Consider the following 17,238-nt stretch of genomic DNA (forward strand, 5'->3'; position numbering starts at 1 on the left):
TATAAAACGACATTAAAAATAATACCTTAGCATTAATAATAAAGAATCAGTTATGAATGAAACGGCAACATTAGTAGGCCACAAACAAATTTTAGTGGTAGATAATGACGCAGGCAGACGTGAGCAGCTTAGTACGGTACTCGCCTTTGTCGGTGAGCACTTTAGCCATTGTCCACAAGAGCAAGCGGTTGAAAAACTGGCAGATACTAGCCATATTCTTACGGTAATATTAACCGGTAATGTCAGTAGTGATTGCGCTAACTTAATTAAAGCAAACCCCAGTGTACCCTTTATTCTTCATGATGTATTAGATGCCAATGAGCTAGCGAGCAATGTTAATGTTATCGGTACGCTGTTTGCTCCGCTTAACTATGCTCAGCTGACCGAGCTTATTCATCACTGTCATCAATACCATAACAAATTACCGCGCAAGTCGATGAAATTGGGTAACAGCGTTTTGTTTCGCTCACTTATTGGTAGCAGTGAGTTGATGGCTCAGGTACGTTTTTTAATTGAACAAGTCGCAAAAACACCGGCCAGCGTGTTAGTACTCGGTGAATCAGGCACGGGTAAAGAGGTGATCGCGCGTAATATCCATAACTTATCTGATCGCGCAAAAGGGCCTTTTGTCCCCCTAAACTGTGGTGCCATTCCTGCGGAGCTATTAGAAAGTGAGTTGTTTGGTCATGAAAAGGGCGCTTTTACCGGCGCAATATCTACCCGTAAAGGTCGTTTTGAATTAGCGGAAGGTGGCACACTCTTTTTAGATGAAATTGGTGATATGCCTCAACCTATGCAGGTAAAACTGCTCAGGGTACTACAAGAACGTACTTTTGAGCGTGTCGGCGGTAGTAAAAGTATCAAAGCCAATGTCCGTATTATTGCAGCTACTCATCAAGATTTAGAAGCAATGATCGAAGCCGGAACGTTTAGAGAAGATTTATTTTATCGCTTGAATGTATTTCCTATAGAGACACCCGCATTGCGTGAGCGAAAAGAAGATATTCCGCTGTTATTAAAAGAACTACTAACACGCTTTGAACATGAACAAGGGCGAACGGTGCGCTTTACTGAAAAAGCCATCGAGTCACTAATGGAGCACCCGTGGGCAGGTAATGTCCGTGAATTATCCAACTTAATTGAGCGTATGATAATTATGTACAGTGAGCAAATCGTCGATGTTGCTGAGCTGCCCTTTAAATATCAGCATATTGATGTCCAAGCTTATAACCCGGAATACCCTGAAGAGTTACAAGAGCAAGATGTTATCAATGGGCTTTTCTCTGGTTGTGATGATGACGATGATGCAATTAGTGATGAAGCTCAACCGATCCCAGCGATAAATACACAGCTAAACGCTGCTGATGCGGCGATGTTACCCTCAGACGGTTTAAATTTAAAAGAGCATCTTGCTGATTTAGAAGTTTCTTTAATTAAACAATCGTTAAGTAAACATGACTATGTCGTTGCCCGAGCGGCGGAAACCTTAGGTATGCGTAGAACCACCTTAGTTGAAAAAATGCGTAAATATGATTTACAAAAAGCCAGTGAATAATTGGTCTTAGCGCGTACAAAAGGTCAATAGCTTGACGGCTGCTTTTAGCTTATCTTTGTTTATTGTCTTTTTATCTGCTTGAAATTTATAATGAAAATTATGGCATAGTAAATGCTTGGTAGGTATTAGATAGTTTTACTAGAGTACCTAGGTTATGGCACAAGTTATGGCACAAGCAATCCCTACAGCAACCACCCCTATGATAGAGTCAGGCGCTATTGCCGCGTTTAATGCTATTAATGTCGTTGAGGTAAATAAAGCCTCTTTACTCGAGCAAGAAGCGTTCCCTGGTGAATTAGCGGCATTGAGAGCACAAAGCACTCAACATAAAGAGCCTGGTTTTTCTGTCAATACCATTGCTAGCGCTAATTCTGTTCATAGTTCAAGCCCAGAAAAACATCACCCTAGTGATAGCTTATTAGCAGATCAGCTAATAGAAGTGATGCCAACCGGCTTAGTTATGCTTGACGGTAATGGCATTGTGGTCAAGATAAACCAAGTGGCGATCGACTTACTCGATGAGCCTATTCTTGGTCAACCATGGTTTAATGTTATAGCCCGTTCATTCAATCCACGTGAAGGTGATTGGCATGAAATATCACTTAAAGATGGTCGCCGTGTTAAATTAGAAATCACCAGTTTAGGCGCTCAGCCGGGGCAGTTAATTCTGATTACCGACCTTACCGAGACCCGCCTTTTACAAGATAAAATAGCGCAGATGCAGCGTCTCTCTTCATTAGGTAAAATGGTTTCAACCCTAGCTCATCAAATTCGCACACCATTATCTGCGGCAATTTTATATGGTGAAAACTTAATAAGTAATAAATTAGCAGAATCGGCACGTGTTAATTTTCAAAAGAAATTAAACGCCCGCTTACATGATTTAGAGCAGCAAGTGAATGATATGCTGCTGTTTTCTAAAAGTGGTAAAGAACAGGTTGTTGCTCCTCTAGCTGTTAACGCCTTGATTGATGATGCGGTGCATTCTATGGATGCTTTAATAAGTAAAGCGGGTGCACAAGTCAAAGTACAGTACTGTGAACATGAGCTTTATATCCTAGGCAATAAAAGTGCCTTAACAGGCGCTATGCAAAACTTATTGCATAACGCCTTAAATGCCATGACCGCCTTACCGGCAAGTAGTGCAGCTAAAATAGTCGCCCCCTTGATAAATATTCAAGTGTATAGCCAAGACAATCATTTATATTTAAGTGTTAAGGACAATGGCCCAGGTATAGACCCTGAAATTCGTGATAAAATTTTTCAGCCTTTCTATACCTCAAGCAGTAAAGGCACTGGGCTTGGTTTGGCTGTGGTGAAGTCTGTGGTTAACGCTCATCAAGGTGAGGTGACTTTACTTAACGAAGCTGATGCAGGTGCAGGTGCACATTTTGTGATTAAATTACCGCTGCTAGAGCAGGGTAGTGTGATGAAAAACAATCCAGAGGGAGAGTACTAATGGCTGAACATAAAGTTCTTGTGGTGGAAGATGATGCCGGTTTACGTGAAGCCTTGGTTGATACCTTATCATTAGCCGGTTATTGCTGTGTAGAGGCAGATTCTGGTGAAGCTGCTTTATTGCTGTTGAAAAAACAGCAGGTTGATATTGTTGTCAGTGATGTACAAATGGGTGGTATGTCGGGCTTATCTTTATTGAAAAGTATTAAAAATAAACAGGTAAATTTACCGGTGTTACTGATGACAGCATATGGCACCATTGATGATGCGGTACAAGCGATGCGAGATGGCGCTTGTAACTATATTGCCAAGCCCTTTGCACCGCAAGTGTTACTCAATATGGTCAGTCAATATATTCCGCCCAAAAAGGTGAATAAAAATGAGCCCATCGTGGCCGATAAACGCTCATTAGAATTACTGGTTTTGGCTAAAAAAGTCGCCAGTACCGATGCGTCTGTAATGATCCTTGGTCCCAGTGGCTCAGGTAAAGAAGTGTTAGCCCAGTATGTTCATCATCACTCTAAACGCAGTGCACAACCTTTTATCGCCATTAACTGTGCGGCCATTCCTGAAAATATGCTTGAAGCCACCTTATTTGGTTATGAGAAAGGTGCTTTTACCGGCGCCATCCAAGCCTGCCCAGGAAAGTTCGAACAAGCGCAGGGCGGCACTATTCTACTTGATGAAATAACCGAAATGGATATAGGGCTACAAGCCAAAATTTTACGGGTATTGCAAGAGCGCGAAGTAGAACGCTTAGGTGGCAGAAAAATCATAAGTCTTGATGTACGTGTTATTGCTACCACGAATAGAGACCTACAAGCCGCAGTAAAGGATGGTCTCTTTCGAGAAGACCTTTATTATCGTCTTAACGTTTTCCCACTCACTTGGCTACCCTTAGCTGAGCGCGTTGATGATATATTTGTGCTGGCGCAACACTTAATCTCCCGTCATTGTCAAAAAAATGGCGACCCCATCCCTGAGTTTTCGGGTGCTGCGCGTAGTAAACTTAATGCTTATCATTGGCCCGGTAATGTTAGAGAGTTGGATAATGTTATCCAACGGGCACTTATTTTACATACCGACAAGCTTATTGATGCGGGCGATTTAATGATTGAAAACTTTGATACCGCATTAGTGATAGAGCCAGTGACGAACACTGACGATAAGCTTGGTAGTGAATTAAAATTGCAAGAGCATCAAATTATCCTTGATACCTTACAAGCCTGCCATGGTAGTCGTAAAGCGGTGGCCGAGCGCTTAGGCATTAGCCCACGTACCTTACGCTATAAAATTGCCAAAATGCGCGACTCGGGTATAGAAATCCCCGCCTAACTTACTTCAGTCTAACGAGCTATTATCACTAACAGCTAGTTATAGCCAAATTACTGTTCCCCCCGCTCTAACAAAATCAAAAGCTATTATTGCTATCCCTTAGTAAAGTAGCTTTTGATTTTTTCCTGCTCCCCCCCTTGGTAAAACTAAATAACGTTTTTGGCACTATGCTTGCAGTCACATTGTTATACCTAATTTAACGTAAAAAAATTGACAAAAGTGAGCGCACTATGGATATCAAAAGTAACTCTCTCTATAGCCAAATGCAAAGTATGTCGCTACAAGCTATGGGTAACAAATTACCCTCGGTTGATGCCATGGGTGTTAATGGTCTTGCTGATAGCAGCGTGGGAAAAATCAACGACTCAAGCAGTAATTTTGGTAATATGCTAACAGATGCCTTAAATAGCGTTAATGAATTACAACAAGAATCAGGGCAACTGAAAAGATCCTTTGAAATGGGCGATTCTAACGTCACCCTGGCTGAAGTGATGATTGCTTCCTCTAAATCAGGTATCGCCTTAGATGCAACGGTGCAAATACGCAATAAGTTTGTTGAAGCCTATAAAGAGATTATGAGCATGCCAGTATAATTTAACTGGCTTACATCAGTTAAATCTGAGTATCTGAATTAAGTTACCCTAAGTTATTAAATAAATTTTGTCGTAAAAAACAGTACAGCGGAGAAGTGAAGTGGCAGATACAAACGCAATGGTAGCAGCTGATAGCGATGGTGATATGATCGCCAGTGAAGCTGATAGCGCGGGAATGGAAGAGCAAAAATCCGGCTTTGCTGCATCATTAGGTAATGTTGATATTTTAAGACAAATTACCATTGTGGTGGCCTTGGCGATTTGTTTAGCTATTGCGGTATTTGTTATTATGCTGGCCAATGAGCCTGAGTATCGTATTTTGACAAAATTACCAACGCAGCAGCTTATTAAAACCATGGATTACCTTGATGAAAATCAAGTAGAATACCGTCAAGAAAATAACACTATTTCAGTACCTACCGATGAATATCAACATGTTAAGTTATTACTTGCTCGTGAAGGCTTAACCGATGAGGTTTCACAAGGTGAAAATATTTTAATGCAAGATATGGGCTTTGGCGTTAGTCAACGCCTTGAGCGAGAACGATTAAAGTATGGCAGAGAGCAACAATTAGCTAACACGGTAGAACAACTAAATAGTATTAGCCGTGCTAGAGTTTTATTAGCTATCCCACGTGAGAATGTCTTTGCTCGGCGCGAAAAAACCCCATCCGCTACTGTAGTGTTAACTATGCGACGCGGCAAGATTTTATCCGATGAAGAAGTTGATGCTGTGGTTGATATTATTGCTTCGGCCGTGCAAGGTTTAAGGCCAAACCGGGTCACGGTTACTGATCAAAACGGTCGTTTACTTAATTCAGGTTCACAAAATTCGATTTCATCACGCTCACGTAAAGAGTTTGAAATTGAACAAAAGCGTGAACATGAGTACCTAAACAAAATTGATGGCATTCTTATCCCCATTGTTGGTTTAGGAAATTATACCGCACAAGTTGATGTCTCCATGGATTTTACCAATGTTGAAGAAACATCACGCCGTTATAACGCTGACTTACCAGCATTGCGTAGTGAGATGAGTATTGAAAGCACTAATATAGGTGGCTTATTAGGTGGCATCCCCGGCGCGTTAACCAACCAACCTCCTATTGAATCCTCTATACCTGAAAATGCCATTGGTGGTCAAAAGAAAAGTATGCCGAGTAGAAGGCATACAGAGTCGACTAAAAATTATGAGCTTGATGAATCGATTAGTTATACTAGGTCACAAACCGGTATTATCAAGCGTGTCAGTGTTTCTGTGGCACTTGATTATGTTGCCAGCACTGCCACAGCAGCCACTGAATCTGGTGTCGATGCTCCAGTTGCTAGTTTAGTACCTCGTTCCACTGTGGAAATTGCTAGTATTCGACGATTATTACAGGGTAGTATTGGTTTTGATTTGCAACGAGGCGATGTTTTAGAAGTGCTAACCATTCATTTTAATCGTCCCGATTTTGGCGTTGTCGCTGAGATCCCTATCTGGCAACAACCTTGGTTTGTAAAAGTGCTAAAATTAGTATTAGGCGCCTTGGTTATCATCGTTTTAATATTGGCTGTTGTTCGTCCAATGCTGAAACGTTTAATCTACCCGGAACGAGCACCAGAAGATTATGGTGATAAATCACTGGATAGCCATATTGATTTAGGTGATGAAACTATGGATATGCTGACCTCAGAATTTGATGCGGGTGCGGTAGGTTTTGCACCAGATGGCAGTCTACAGTTACCTGATCTTCACCGAGACGAAGATATACTTAAAGCGGTTCGTGCGCTAGTAGCAAATGAGCCAGAATTATCATCGCAAGTAGTGAAAAGTTGGTTGAACGAAGATGAGTGATGAACAAGAAGTCGGCGAATTAGCCGCAGCCCCGGTAGGCTTCGATGTAGAAAAATTAGAAGGCGCAGAAAAAGCGGCCATTTTATTGCTTAGCCTATCTGAAGAAGATGCTGCACAAATATTAAAGCACCTTGAGCCAAAACAAGTACAGCAAGTGGGTACTGTTATGGCGGCAATGCAAGATTTTACCCAAGAAAAAATCACCGCGGTACATAAACTCTTTATTCATGAAATACAAAATTTCTCTACCATTGGTTTCAAAAGTGAAGAGTTTGTTCGAAAAGCATTAACCGCGGCACTTGGTGAAGACAAAGCCGGTAATTTAATTGATCAAATTGTCATGGGTGGTGGTGCTAAAGGTCTTGATTCATTAAAATGGATGGACTCTAAACAAGTAGCCAACATAATTCGTAATGAACATCCTCAAATTCAAACCATTGTTTTATCATACCTTGAGCCAGAGCAATCTGCTGAGATCATGAGTCAATTCACCGATAAAGTCCGTTTAGACTTAATGATGCGTATTGCTAATTTAGAAGAAGTGCAACCAGCAGCCTTGCAAGAATTAAATGAGATTATGGAGAAACAATTCGCGGGTCAAGCTGGCGCACAAGCAGCGAAAATGGGCGGCTTAAAAGCCGCTGCAGATATCATGAACTACCTAGAGACGAATGTTGAAGGTATGTTAATGGACTCCATCCGTGAAAACGATGAAGAAATGAGTCAGCAAATTCAAGACTTGATGTTTGTCTTTGAAAACCTTGCCGATGTTGATGATCGTGGCATGCAAGCTATCTTACGCGAAGTACAGCAAGAGGCCTTAATGAAAGCGATTAAAGGTACTGATGAAGCGTTAAAAGATAAGATAATGAGTAATATGTCTAAACGTGCGGCGGAAATGATGGTCGATGATCTAGAAGCTATGGGCCCTGTACGTATAAGCGAAGTGGAAGCAGCGCAAAAAGAAATTTTGGCGGTGGCACGACGATTATCCGACGCAGGCGAGATTATGCTGGGCGGTGGTGGCGGTGGCGATGAGTTTTTATAAGATGAAACTAGCTTAGCTCAGCAGAGAATAAGGGTACACTAAATGTCAAAATCACCAGTTCGTATTATAAAAGCGTCACAAGAGAGCGCCATGGACGCTTGGCCTTTGCCAAATATCCAAGGGCAAGCTAGCTCAGAAGATAAAAATATAACCAATGCTTTTGGTCAAAAAAGTCACTGGGTTTATGAACCACCAGAGTCTGAAGAAGTTGAGCCACAACCACTGACAGCGCAAGAAATTGACGATATTCGTATAGCCGCCAGTGAAGAAGGCTTTAATCAAGGTAAGGAAGAAGGCTTCACTAAAGGTTTTGAAGAAGGTAAAGCTAAAGGGTTAGCAGAGGGAACAAAACAAGGTATTGCCGAAGGTACTGAGCAAGGTTTAACCCAAGGCAAGGAGGAAATTGAACAACAAAGTGATCGTTGGCAAAAATTAATTGAACAATTACACCTACCACTAGCAAGTGTGGAAAAAAATGTCGAAGAACAGCTTCTTAATTTGGTTTTACAGCTAACAGAAGCTGTGGTTTTACATGAAGCTAAAACTAACCCTGACATTTTAATGACGGCAATAACTACTGGCATCAAAAGTTTACCTAGTAGTGATGCTCAAACACAAATATGTTTAAACCCAAACGATATTAGCCTAGTCGAAGCTCAATTTGGCGCTGAGCATATTGCCGAGCAAGGTTGGCGTTTACTGCCAGCACCCCAACTGCCTCAAGGTAGCTGCCAAATAGAAAACAGCACCTCAAATATCGACCTGCAAATGAAAGCAAGGCTAAAGCAAGTGCTGGAACCTTTCTTTCAAGATGCTTTACATCAAAGCTCTTAATTTTTTGTCGCGCTTGATTGTTTTTCGTTTTAACTTTTTATCTTAAGGTAAATAAACACTATGGTTGATAGCTTACGTCTAACCGAGCGCTTTAAAAACAGTCAAAAATTTATTCATGACTTTAAAGCGCCCGTTGCCGGTAGGTTAGTGCGTGTTGTCGGTTTAACCCTAGAAGCCGTAGGCGTGAAAGCACATGTTGGTAGTCAATGTCTTGTTGAAACAGCACACGGTGATTTACTTGCTGAGGTTGTTGGTTTTGCTCAAGACATTACCTACTTAATGCCAGAAGAAAGCCTTCGTGGTGTTATGCCTGGCGCACGAGTGTTACCTATTTCCAGTAAATTTAAAGTACCTTTATCCATGGACCTACTCGGCCGGGTAATCAACGGTGTCGGCAAACCCATTGATGGTAAAGGGCCGATAAAATCAGATGATGATTATCATCATGATAGTAAACCCATGAACCCATTATCGCGACGAGCCATCACCGAGGTACTTGATGTTGGTGTACGCTCTATCAATAGCTTTATCACCATTGGTAAAGGCCAACGCATGGGGTTGTTTGCTGGCTCAGGTGTTGGTAAAAGTGTCCTTATGGGCATGATGACACGGGGGACATCGGCCGATGTTGTTGTGGTTGGTTTAGTGGGGGAGCGTGGCCGAGAAGTAAAAGAATTTATTGAAGAAATTTTAGGTGAAGAAGGGCTTAAGCGCGCCGTTGTTGTTGCCGCTCCGGCAGATAATTCCCCTTTAATGCGCCTTAAAGGTTGTGAAACGGCAGTTCAAATAAGCGAGTATTTTCGCGATCAAGGTTTAGATGTATTGTTACTGCTTGATTCATTAACACGTTACGCGCAGGCACAGCGTGAAATTGCCTTAGCAGTAGGTGAACCACCCGCAACTAAAGGCTATCCGCCGTCAGTTTTTTCTAAATTACCGCAATTAGTTGAACGTGCCGGCAATGGCGGTGAAGGGCAAGGCTCTATAACGGCATTTTATACGGTATTAACCGAAGGTGATGACTTACAAGACCCTATTGCGGATGCGGCGCGCGCTATTTTAGATGGCCATGTGGTCTTGTCTCGAGAGTTAGCCGATGCAGGACATTACCCCGCGGTGAATATTGAAGGCTCTATATCACGGGTTATGCCTATGGTCACTGATGACGAACATCAAGATTTGGCCAAGCAGTTAAAGCAAATGTATTCCCTTTATCAGCAAAATAAAGACCTTATTGCCATAGGTGCTTACACCAAGGGCAATGACCCACGCATTGATCAGGCGATAAACGTGCTACCAGTGATCAACTTTTTTTTACAGCAAAAGATTACTGAAATTATTCCTTATGAGCAAAGTATTGCTCAGATGAAAGAAATTATTGCTGCGGCACATGCGCAAAATAAACAGCAAGCAAAGAGCTAGTTGTTGGTATAGATACAAAAGTATTGACTTAAAAGAGTACAGCAGATGGCAATGAAGCAACTTGATACCATATTAAAGTTTGAAAAAGACAACGAGCAACGTTGTGCCGATCAATTGAAATTAGCTGAAAATGAGTATCAACAAAATATTACCCGTTTACAAGGTGTGGCAGACTACCGCTTAGAATACATGAAACGATTAAGTCAACGAGCAGAGCAGGGCTTAGACAGTGCCACTTATAGACATTACCATGCTTTTATCGCCAAACTTGATACCGCGGCCAAGCAGGTGGAAATTGCTATGCGACAAGCCAAAGCACTGGTTGAGCAAAGTAAAAGTATTTGGCTTAAACAAAGGCAAAAGGTGAAAGCCGTGGAGCTATTACGTGATAAACGTTTGCAAAAAATGGCGGTAGCAGCACAAAGAGCTGAACAAAAAATGTTTGATGAAATAGCGACTCAACAATTTGTTCGACGCGCTTTACGTTAGTTATTTTGGCTATAACATCCGTTATAAATTTAATAACTGGAATGATTATTGCTTTACATAGTATAGAGACCAGCTAGCAAAGCGCTAGTACAGAGTTTATATCGCGCACAGATGAAAGTTACCGTGGCAATAGTCAGTAATAGACAGTGTGGTTTTTATTATTTTAGCTAATTTCAACGATTGGAATAACTATGCAATCAGCAAACGTTTCACCTGTTTTTTTATCACAAGATACTGATTTAAAAGCCAAAAACAATCCCGTACCTTCCGGTGAACGAGCTAATGAGGCCGAGTTTTCTCGTTTGGTTGCCCAACATGTCAGCGATGAAAGTAACGTGACCAGTGATAAAGAGTCTCAAGGAGAAATTGCATCAGCTTCGGCAACGCTTGGTAATGATGTTGCCGCCAACGGCAAAAATGACACAGATGAAGTCGAAAGTCGCCAAGAAAGTGACTATTCAGCGGAAGTTCGTGCTGATAGTGCCAATCAAGATAATAGCGAACACTCGCCCGCAAATAATGTTTTGGCGACAGCAGATGATAAAACTACAGCAGACTCAGCTAATAATGACGCCTTAGCTGAGTCTGAGCAGTTTATTGCACTGCTTTATAATAGCGATCAAACGTTAACTAATACGGCCGAAAAATCAACAAAGAGTGAGCCCGTTAATAGCCAACAAATTATTCAAGCCAACAAGAGTAAAGTCGGTATTGCCGAGGCTAAACAGGATAGCAGCGTAACAGACGCTGATGAAAAGGGTAAATTAAATGCACGAAATACTGTTGAACTTAGCTTTGAACATAAGCTCAAGGCGTTTTCAAAAGAGGAATTACTCGCTCAAAGCCAGCTAAAAAATGTTGATTTTGCGCAGCAACCAGGCGAGCAACTACTAAAAAATTACCAACAATCACTGCAAAGCATCAGCAACAATCAAAGTATAACTAGCGAGCAGTTAACGAATGCCCAGTTAACTGCAGCTCAACTGAATAATAATAAAGTAAGCGATTTAGCGGCCAGTATTTCAGCAACCAATAAAAGCCAAATTACCGAGCAAGTAGACTCGGGTTTATACCAATTGCCCGTTGAGCCTATTGGTAATGATAAGCTAACCGCCGCAGAGGTGCAGCTTCTGGCTAAAGACCCATTAGCTAAAGACCCATTAGCAAAAGAGTCATTAGCTAAAACTAAAGCGCACCTAAGTGAAAAAAATGTCACTTTATCAGCTAAACCCCCAGGTAAAAATAGTGCTGAATTGCCAGTTTCCACATCGGATGCAACTGAAAAACAGGTACCTTCTGTTACTAAAGTAGCGAACCATACACTCGAGGCTGTGCCAAATAAAGCTAGCAAAAATGAGCAACAATTCGCTGCAAAATCCGAGTTGGAGACTAGCTCGGTTCACTCAATATTAAGTAATATTAGTGCCGATAAAGCAATAGCAGAACGAACTACACCGGCGATAATACCGCATGAAATTACCGCTAAAGAACAGCCCGTAGCTGTTCAAGCTAAACAAGTGAACTTGAGCAATGCTCAAGTTCAAGGGTTGCAACAGGCTCAGCAGCAACAAGCAATATTCGCTGAAAAAGCCGAGTTAGACACTAGCTCGGTTCACTCAATATTAAGTAATATTAGTGCCGATAAAGCAATAGCAGAACGAACTACACCGGCGATAATACCGCATGAAATTACCGCTAAAGAACAGCCCGTAGCTGTTCAAGCTAAACAAGTGAACTTGAGCAATGCTCAAGTTCAAGGGTTGCAACAGGCTCAGCAGCAACAAGCTATTGATGATACTGAGTATGCTGAAGCTCTGCTGTTGTCACAAGAGCAACCGGTCGAGCAAGGCATGAAAACAACCAGCAAGGTTAGTGACAATCTTGCCACACGTTCTTTCTCTGAGTCACAAGCGTTAACCATGCAAGCAACACAAGCCAAACAAAGCACTGATGCCTATATTGAGCATCAAGCAGTTGAAGTGCTAAGTCATAATGTTGCCAGTGATATCGCACAAATCCAGAAAAACAAGGTGCAACTGCAGCAAGAAAGCATCGCTATTTATAGAAAAGATTTTGCCGATGCGGTAAAAGATAAAGTCATGATTATGATCAGCCAGAAGTTACAGCAATTTGATATCATCTTGGACCCACCTGAGTTTGGTAATATGCAGGTACGCGTTAATTTGCAAGGTGAGCAAGCTACGGTTAATTTTGTCGTGCAAAACCAGCAAGCAAAAGAAGCATTAGAGCAGAATATGCAGAAATTAAGAGATATGTTGGCGGAGCAGGGTGTCGATGTCGGCGACGCTACTGTTGAGCAACAAAGTCAGCAGGAAAATAATGATAAGAATAATTTAAAGCAAGGTAATGACCCAGCAGCATTGTTAACTAAGGTAGACGAAGACGAGCATACGCTAGCTTTATCCGCTAAGTTGTTCGATTCTTCGACAACGGGCGTAGATTACTACGCTTAATTGACTAAAATGAAGTTAAGTTGGTGAAAACACATTGGCTCGAAGACTATTCAAGGATATAGTCTATCAATAAATACTATGTCATTCATTAGTCACTATTATTTTGACTATTAATGGCGGTAAATTTAAAGGATTCTCATGGCAGACGAAAAAGAAAATGGTAAAGAAGGTGAGTTAGAGCTAGATAACTCAGGTAAAAATAAAAAAATGATCATCATCATTATTGCTGTCGTGGTTTTACTTGTGGGCGCAGCAGCGGGTTACTTCTTTATGAGTGGTAGTGATGCAAGTCAAGCAGACATTACCGCCGCATTAGATAGTGAGGGCAGTGAAGCTAAAGTAGTTGAAGCTAGCTCAAGCGCTCATTTGGGTACCGCTTTATATGTGCCAATGCCTAGAGCCTTTCGTTTTAATGTTCCTGGCGCAGCGCGCGACCGTTTTGTCGAAATACGTGTGCAATTACTTGTTCGCGGTGGTGATAATGAAGAGAATGCCAAAATGCATATTCCGTTAATTGAAAGTACTTTACTGAGTGTTTTCTCTCAAGCCAACGCTGATGATTTGGCAACAAGTGCCGGGAAAATCGCTTTAAAGCAGCAGTCATTAGCGGCTGTTCAAAAAATCATGACAGATGTCGAAGGTGATAAAACCGTAGAAAAAGTACTATTTACTGGTTTTGTCATGCAATAGCTAGCTGAGCATAGCAGCACAAGTTAGCAGTACAAATTAATAGCGTTAAAGTAATCATTCAGTAGTAAGTGAAATTGCTACTGATATTGATACTTATATTGATAACAATGAAAGAGACTATCGAGTGAGTGATTTATTATCCCAAGACGAGATTGATGCCTTATTACATGGTGTTGATGATGTTGAAGATGAGGAAATAGTTGAGGATGTCGTGCAAGACCATGACGGCCCCACTGATTATGACTTCTCTTCACAGGATCGTATTGTTCGTGGCCGAATGCCAACATTGGAAATGGTCAACGAACGTTTTGCTCGCCATATGCGTATCAGCTTATTTAATATGATGCGCCGTACGGCTGAGGTGTCTATTAATGGCATTCAGATGATTAAGTTTGGTGAGTACATACATACCTTGTTTGTGCCGACAAGTCTGAACATGGTGCGTTTTCGTCCGTTAAAAGGTACGGCATTAATTACCATGGAAGCGCGCTTAGTTTTTATTCTAGTCGATAATTTTTTTGGTGGCGATGGCCGCTATCATGCAAAAATTGAAGGTCGTGAATTTACCCCGACAGAGCGCCGTATTATTCAAATGCTGTTAAAGCTTATTTTTGAAGATTATAAAGAAGCTTGGTCACCGGTAATGGATATTTCCTTTGAGTATTTAGACTCTGAAGTTAACCCGTCTATGGCAAATATTGTCAGCCCAACAGAGGTGGTGGTTATCAGCTCCTTCCATATTGAGTTAGATGGCGGTGGTGGCGATTTCCACATCGCTTTGCCTTACTCAATGCTCGAGCCTATACGTGAGTTACTTGATGCGGGTGTGCAAAGTGATAAAGAAGACACCGATATGCGTTGGTCAAAGGCATTGCGTGATGAAATTATGGATGTGCCAGTAGCTATTAATACTAGGTTTATTGAGGTTGATATACCTTTACGTCAAATTATGGAATTACGAGTTGGGGATATTATACCCATTGAAATGCCTGAGCACATTATCGTACTCATTGAAGATCTACCGACTTTTAGAGCTAAGTTAGGACGAAGTCGAGATAATGTCACCTTGAAAATTGTATCGAAAATCAAACGACCTGAGTCAGTTAAATCTGAATTAACCATTTTAACCAAAGGTGGTAAACGCCTTGATAGTGATGCTGAACTGCACCTGCTTGACGAAGACTTATAAACGAATAAGTCGACCTAGATGAACAAAATTTATAAATTGAGGCCAGTGGTATGAGTAACGACAAAGATGAAGACCTAAGTATGTGGGATGAGGCGCTAGATGAACAAGCTGAAGCCAAAACCGCCGGTGCAAAAACGGTAGAGCTTGAAGAGCTAACCGAGGAAGAATCGCCTATTACCGGTGAAGAAAAGCGGAAGCTTGATACTATTTTAGATATACCGGTGACAATTTCTATGGAAGTAGGCCGAAGTCATATTAGCATTCGAAATTTATTGCAATTGAACCAAGGCTCAGTGGTTGAATTAGACCGGGTAGCGGGTGAGTCACTTGATGTTATGGTGAATGGCACCTTAATAGCCCACGGTGAAGTTGTTGTGGTGAATGATAAGTTTGGTATTCGCTTAACCGACGTGATTAGCCAAGTTGAACGTATCAAAAAATTAAAGTAGCTCAAATTATGAGCGTTTCCCTTGCTATGAATAAAGATATCTGCTCTATGATAATAAAAACAATACGTATATTCTTAGCTATTAGTTGTTATTTCCTCTCTTTACTGGCTTTAGCCGAAAGTAATACCACTGAAAATATCCCCAATGAAAAAATCGCGGTAGCGCAGGCTATTGCTCAAAAGTTTTTAGCGGATAATGACACTGGCCCTGAAGGAGTAACTCGACCCATTTTTTTAGACGACAAAACGGTAAATAATAGCCCTGAGGTAGGTAAGCATGTTATGGCTAACATGGATTCAGGCAGAATGATCTTATCTTTGTTGATGGTTTTAGCGTTAATTATTAGCTGTGCATTTGTACTTAAGCGCTTTAATTTTTCCCAACAAGGCATTAGTCAACTTAAAGTCATCACCAGCTTGTCGTTAGGGAATAAAGAGCGGTTGATAGTAGTGCAAGTGGGTGAGCAACAATTACTGCTAGGCGTTACCGCTCAAAAAATCAGCTTGTTGGACAAGTTATCAGAGCCATTAGCTCAGCAAAGTATTAATACGGCAGATTTACCTAAAAATATATTATCTTTTTTGTTAGCTAAAAAGTCGTAGTGGCTATTGTTTTTAAAAGTTATAACAAGTGCCTTAATTGACCACTTGTTATTAGATAAAATCAACATCATATTATTTAACAGTTTGCCGTTAACTTAGGCTTATAAATTTAGGACGTTCAGGGAACCATGAAAAGAATTTCGTTATTCATCATCATAGCTTTATCCTTACTCAGTATGAGTTTTGACGCTCTTGCCGGTGATCTATCGTTGTCGGCCTTAACGCTCACTACAAACCCTGATGGCTCGCAAGAGTATTCAGTAAATCTACAAATATTGATTTTTATGACTGCGCTAAGTTTTATCCCTGCTGCTATCATAATGATGACCTCATTTACTCGAATTGTGGTGATTATGTCCATTTTACGACAAGCTATTGGTCTTCAGCAAACACCATCGAATCAAGTGATAATTGGACTGACGCTTTTTATGACACTGTTCATAATGACGCCAGTATATAATCAAATAGATAAAACGGCCATTCAACCCTATTTAGCAGATCAGTTAACGTCTAGTGAAGCCATCAATCTGGGCAAGATACCGCTGCGTGCTTTTATGTTGCAGCAAACCCGTATTAAGGATCTTGATACCTTAGCCGGCATGGCTGGTATTGAAGCGGTAGATAAGCCAACCGATTTACCTATGACCGTCATTATCCCTGCTTTTATTATCAGTGAATTAAAAACCGCTTTTCAAATTGGTTTTATATTATTTATACCTTTTTTGATCATCGATTTGGTTGTCGCCAGTATATTGATGGCCATGGGCATGATGATGCTTTCGCCCATGATTGTCTCTTTACCTTTTAAGTTGATGTTATTTGTTTTGGTTGATGGCTGGAACCTTGTTATTGGTACCATAGCAACCAGCTATGGTATGGGTAGTTAGCGAGACTGCTAACTTGTCTTTGCTTCACTAGCATTTAAGAAAAATTGGGTATACAAGAGAGTAGCTTATGGGACCTGAAATCTATGTGGATATACTAGGTGATGCTTTATTACTCGTTATCGTACTAGTAAGTGCTATCATCTTACCCAGTCTTGCGGTGGGTTTAATTGTGGCTGTTTTTCAAGCAGCTACTTCAATTAATGAGCAAACCTTAAGCTTCTTACCAAGATTAATTGTCACTTTACTTTCTTTGATATTTGGCGGCCATTGGCTATTACAAAAAATTATGGACTATACCATTAGGCTCATTGCTAGCATACCTAGTGTCATTATCTAATGGTTAACATCTTGTTATTGCTAACTATTACCGATAATA

Annotated in this window: 16 protein-coding genes; all 16 read left to right on the top strand. The window is 41.0% G+C overall.

Annotated features, from left to right (window positions below; translation table 11 throughout):
- Positions 1 to 52: 52 nt before the first annotated feature.
- The 16 genes from MTCD1_RS09455 (at position 53) to fliQ (ending at position 17,199) form a co-directional block, all read left to right on the top strand.
- Positions 53 to 1,555, top strand: coding sequence for a sigma-54 dependent transcriptional regulator (locus tag MTCD1_RS09455; protein ID WP_057180203.1), 1,503 nt, complete (start codon positions 53 to 55; stop codon positions 1,553 to 1,555).
- Between the two features lie 166 nt (positions 1,556 to 1,721).
- A complete protein-coding gene (locus MTCD1_RS09460; RefSeq protein WP_231732978.1) occupies positions 1,722 to 3,014 on the top strand; it encodes a sensor histidine kinase in 1,293 nt (430 codons plus the stop codon).
- On the top strand, positions 3,014 to 4,348 hold the full coding sequence (locus MTCD1_RS09465) for a sigma-54-dependent transcriptional regulator (RefSeq protein ID WP_057180205.1): 1,335 nt from the start codon (positions 3,014 to 3,016) through the stop codon (positions 4,346 to 4,348). The genes MTCD1_RS09460 and MTCD1_RS09465 overlap by 1 nt, the downstream gene beginning before the upstream one ends.
- A 230-nt stretch (positions 4,349 to 4,578) precedes the next feature.
- Positions 4,579 to 4,941, top strand: a complete 363-nt coding sequence (gene fliE, locus MTCD1_RS09470; protein WP_057180206.1) for a flagellar hook-basal body complex protein FliE — start codon at positions 4,579 to 4,581, stop codon at positions 4,939 to 4,941.
- 145 nt (positions 4,942 to 5,086) lie between these two features.
- A complete protein-coding gene (fliF, locus tag MTCD1_RS09475; RefSeq protein ID WP_231732983.1) occupies positions 5,087 to 6,778 on the top strand; it encodes a flagellar basal-body MS-ring/collar protein FliF in 1,692 nt (563 codons plus the stop codon).
- On the top strand, positions 6,771 to 7,826 hold the full coding sequence (fliG, locus tag MTCD1_RS09480) for a flagellar motor switch protein FliG (protein WP_057180207.1): 1,056 nt from the start codon (positions 6,771 to 6,773) through the stop codon (positions 7,824 to 7,826). The genes fliF and fliG overlap by 8 nt, the downstream gene beginning before the upstream one ends.
- A 42-nt stretch (positions 7,827 to 7,868) precedes the next feature.
- Entirely contained in the window at positions 7,869 to 8,660 is a 792-nt protein-coding gene (gene fliH / locus MTCD1_RS09485; protein ID WP_057180208.1) for a flagellar assembly protein FliH, read from the top strand.
- A gap of 60 nt (positions 8,661 to 8,720) precedes the next feature.
- The gene (gene fliI, locus MTCD1_RS09490) at positions 8,721 to 10,082 is read left to right on the top strand and encodes a flagellar protein export ATPase FliI (RefSeq protein WP_057180209.1); all 1,362 of its coding nucleotides are present in this window, start codon (positions 8,721 to 8,723) and stop codon (positions 10,080 to 10,082) included.
- Positions 10,083 to 10,133: 51 nt separating this feature from the next.
- Positions 10,134 to 10,571: a flagellar export protein FliJ gene (gene fliJ, locus MTCD1_RS09495; RefSeq protein WP_232300024.1), complete on the top strand. Its 438-nt coding sequence runs from the start codon at positions 10,134 to 10,136 to the stop codon at positions 10,569 to 10,571.
- Between the two features lie 191 nt (positions 10,572 to 10,762).
- Positions 10,763 to 13,045: a flagellar hook-length control protein FliK gene (locus MTCD1_RS09500; RefSeq protein ID WP_057180211.1), complete on the top strand. Its 2,283-nt coding sequence runs from the start codon at positions 10,763 to 10,765 to the stop codon at positions 13,043 to 13,045.
- A 138-nt stretch (positions 13,046 to 13,183) separates the two neighbouring features.
- The gene (gene fliL, locus MTCD1_RS09505; protein WP_057180212.1) at positions 13,184 to 13,735 is read left to right on the top strand and encodes a flagellar basal body-associated protein FliL; all 552 of its coding nucleotides are present in this window, start codon (positions 13,184 to 13,186) and stop codon (positions 13,733 to 13,735) included.
- 124 nt (positions 13,736 to 13,859) lie between these two features.
- Positions 13,860 to 14,924, top strand: coding sequence for a flagellar motor switch protein FliM (gene fliM, locus MTCD1_RS09510; protein ID WP_088568935.1), 1,065 nt, complete (start codon positions 13,860 to 13,862; stop codon positions 14,922 to 14,924).
- A gap of 50 nt (positions 14,925 to 14,974) precedes the next feature.
- Positions 14,975 to 15,373: a flagellar motor switch protein FliN gene (fliN, locus tag MTCD1_RS09515; RefSeq protein WP_057180214.1), complete on the top strand. Its 399-nt coding sequence runs from the start codon at positions 14,975 to 14,977 to the stop codon at positions 15,371 to 15,373.
- Positions 15,374 to 15,381: 8 nt separating this feature from the next.
- Entirely contained in the window at positions 15,382 to 15,975 is a 594-nt protein-coding gene (gene fliO / locus MTCD1_RS09520) for a flagellar biosynthetic protein FliO (protein WP_231732979.1), read from the top strand.
- A gap of 128 nt (positions 15,976 to 16,103) precedes the next feature.
- Positions 16,104 to 16,862, top strand: coding sequence for a flagellar type III secretion system pore protein FliP (gene fliP, locus MTCD1_RS09525; RefSeq protein WP_057180216.1), 759 nt, complete (start codon positions 16,104 to 16,106; stop codon positions 16,860 to 16,862).
- Between the two features lie 67 nt (positions 16,863 to 16,929).
- Entirely contained in the window at positions 16,930 to 17,199 is a 270-nt protein-coding gene (gene fliQ, locus MTCD1_RS09530; protein ID WP_057180217.1) for a flagellar biosynthesis protein FliQ, read from the top strand.
- Positions 17,200 to 17,238 lie beyond the last annotated feature (39 nt).

It is taken from the genome of Colwellia marinimaniae, from assembly GCF_002207865.1.
Classification (GTDB): domain Bacteria; phylum Pseudomonadota; class Gammaproteobacteria; order Enterobacterales; family Alteromonadaceae; genus Colwellia; species Colwellia marinimaniae.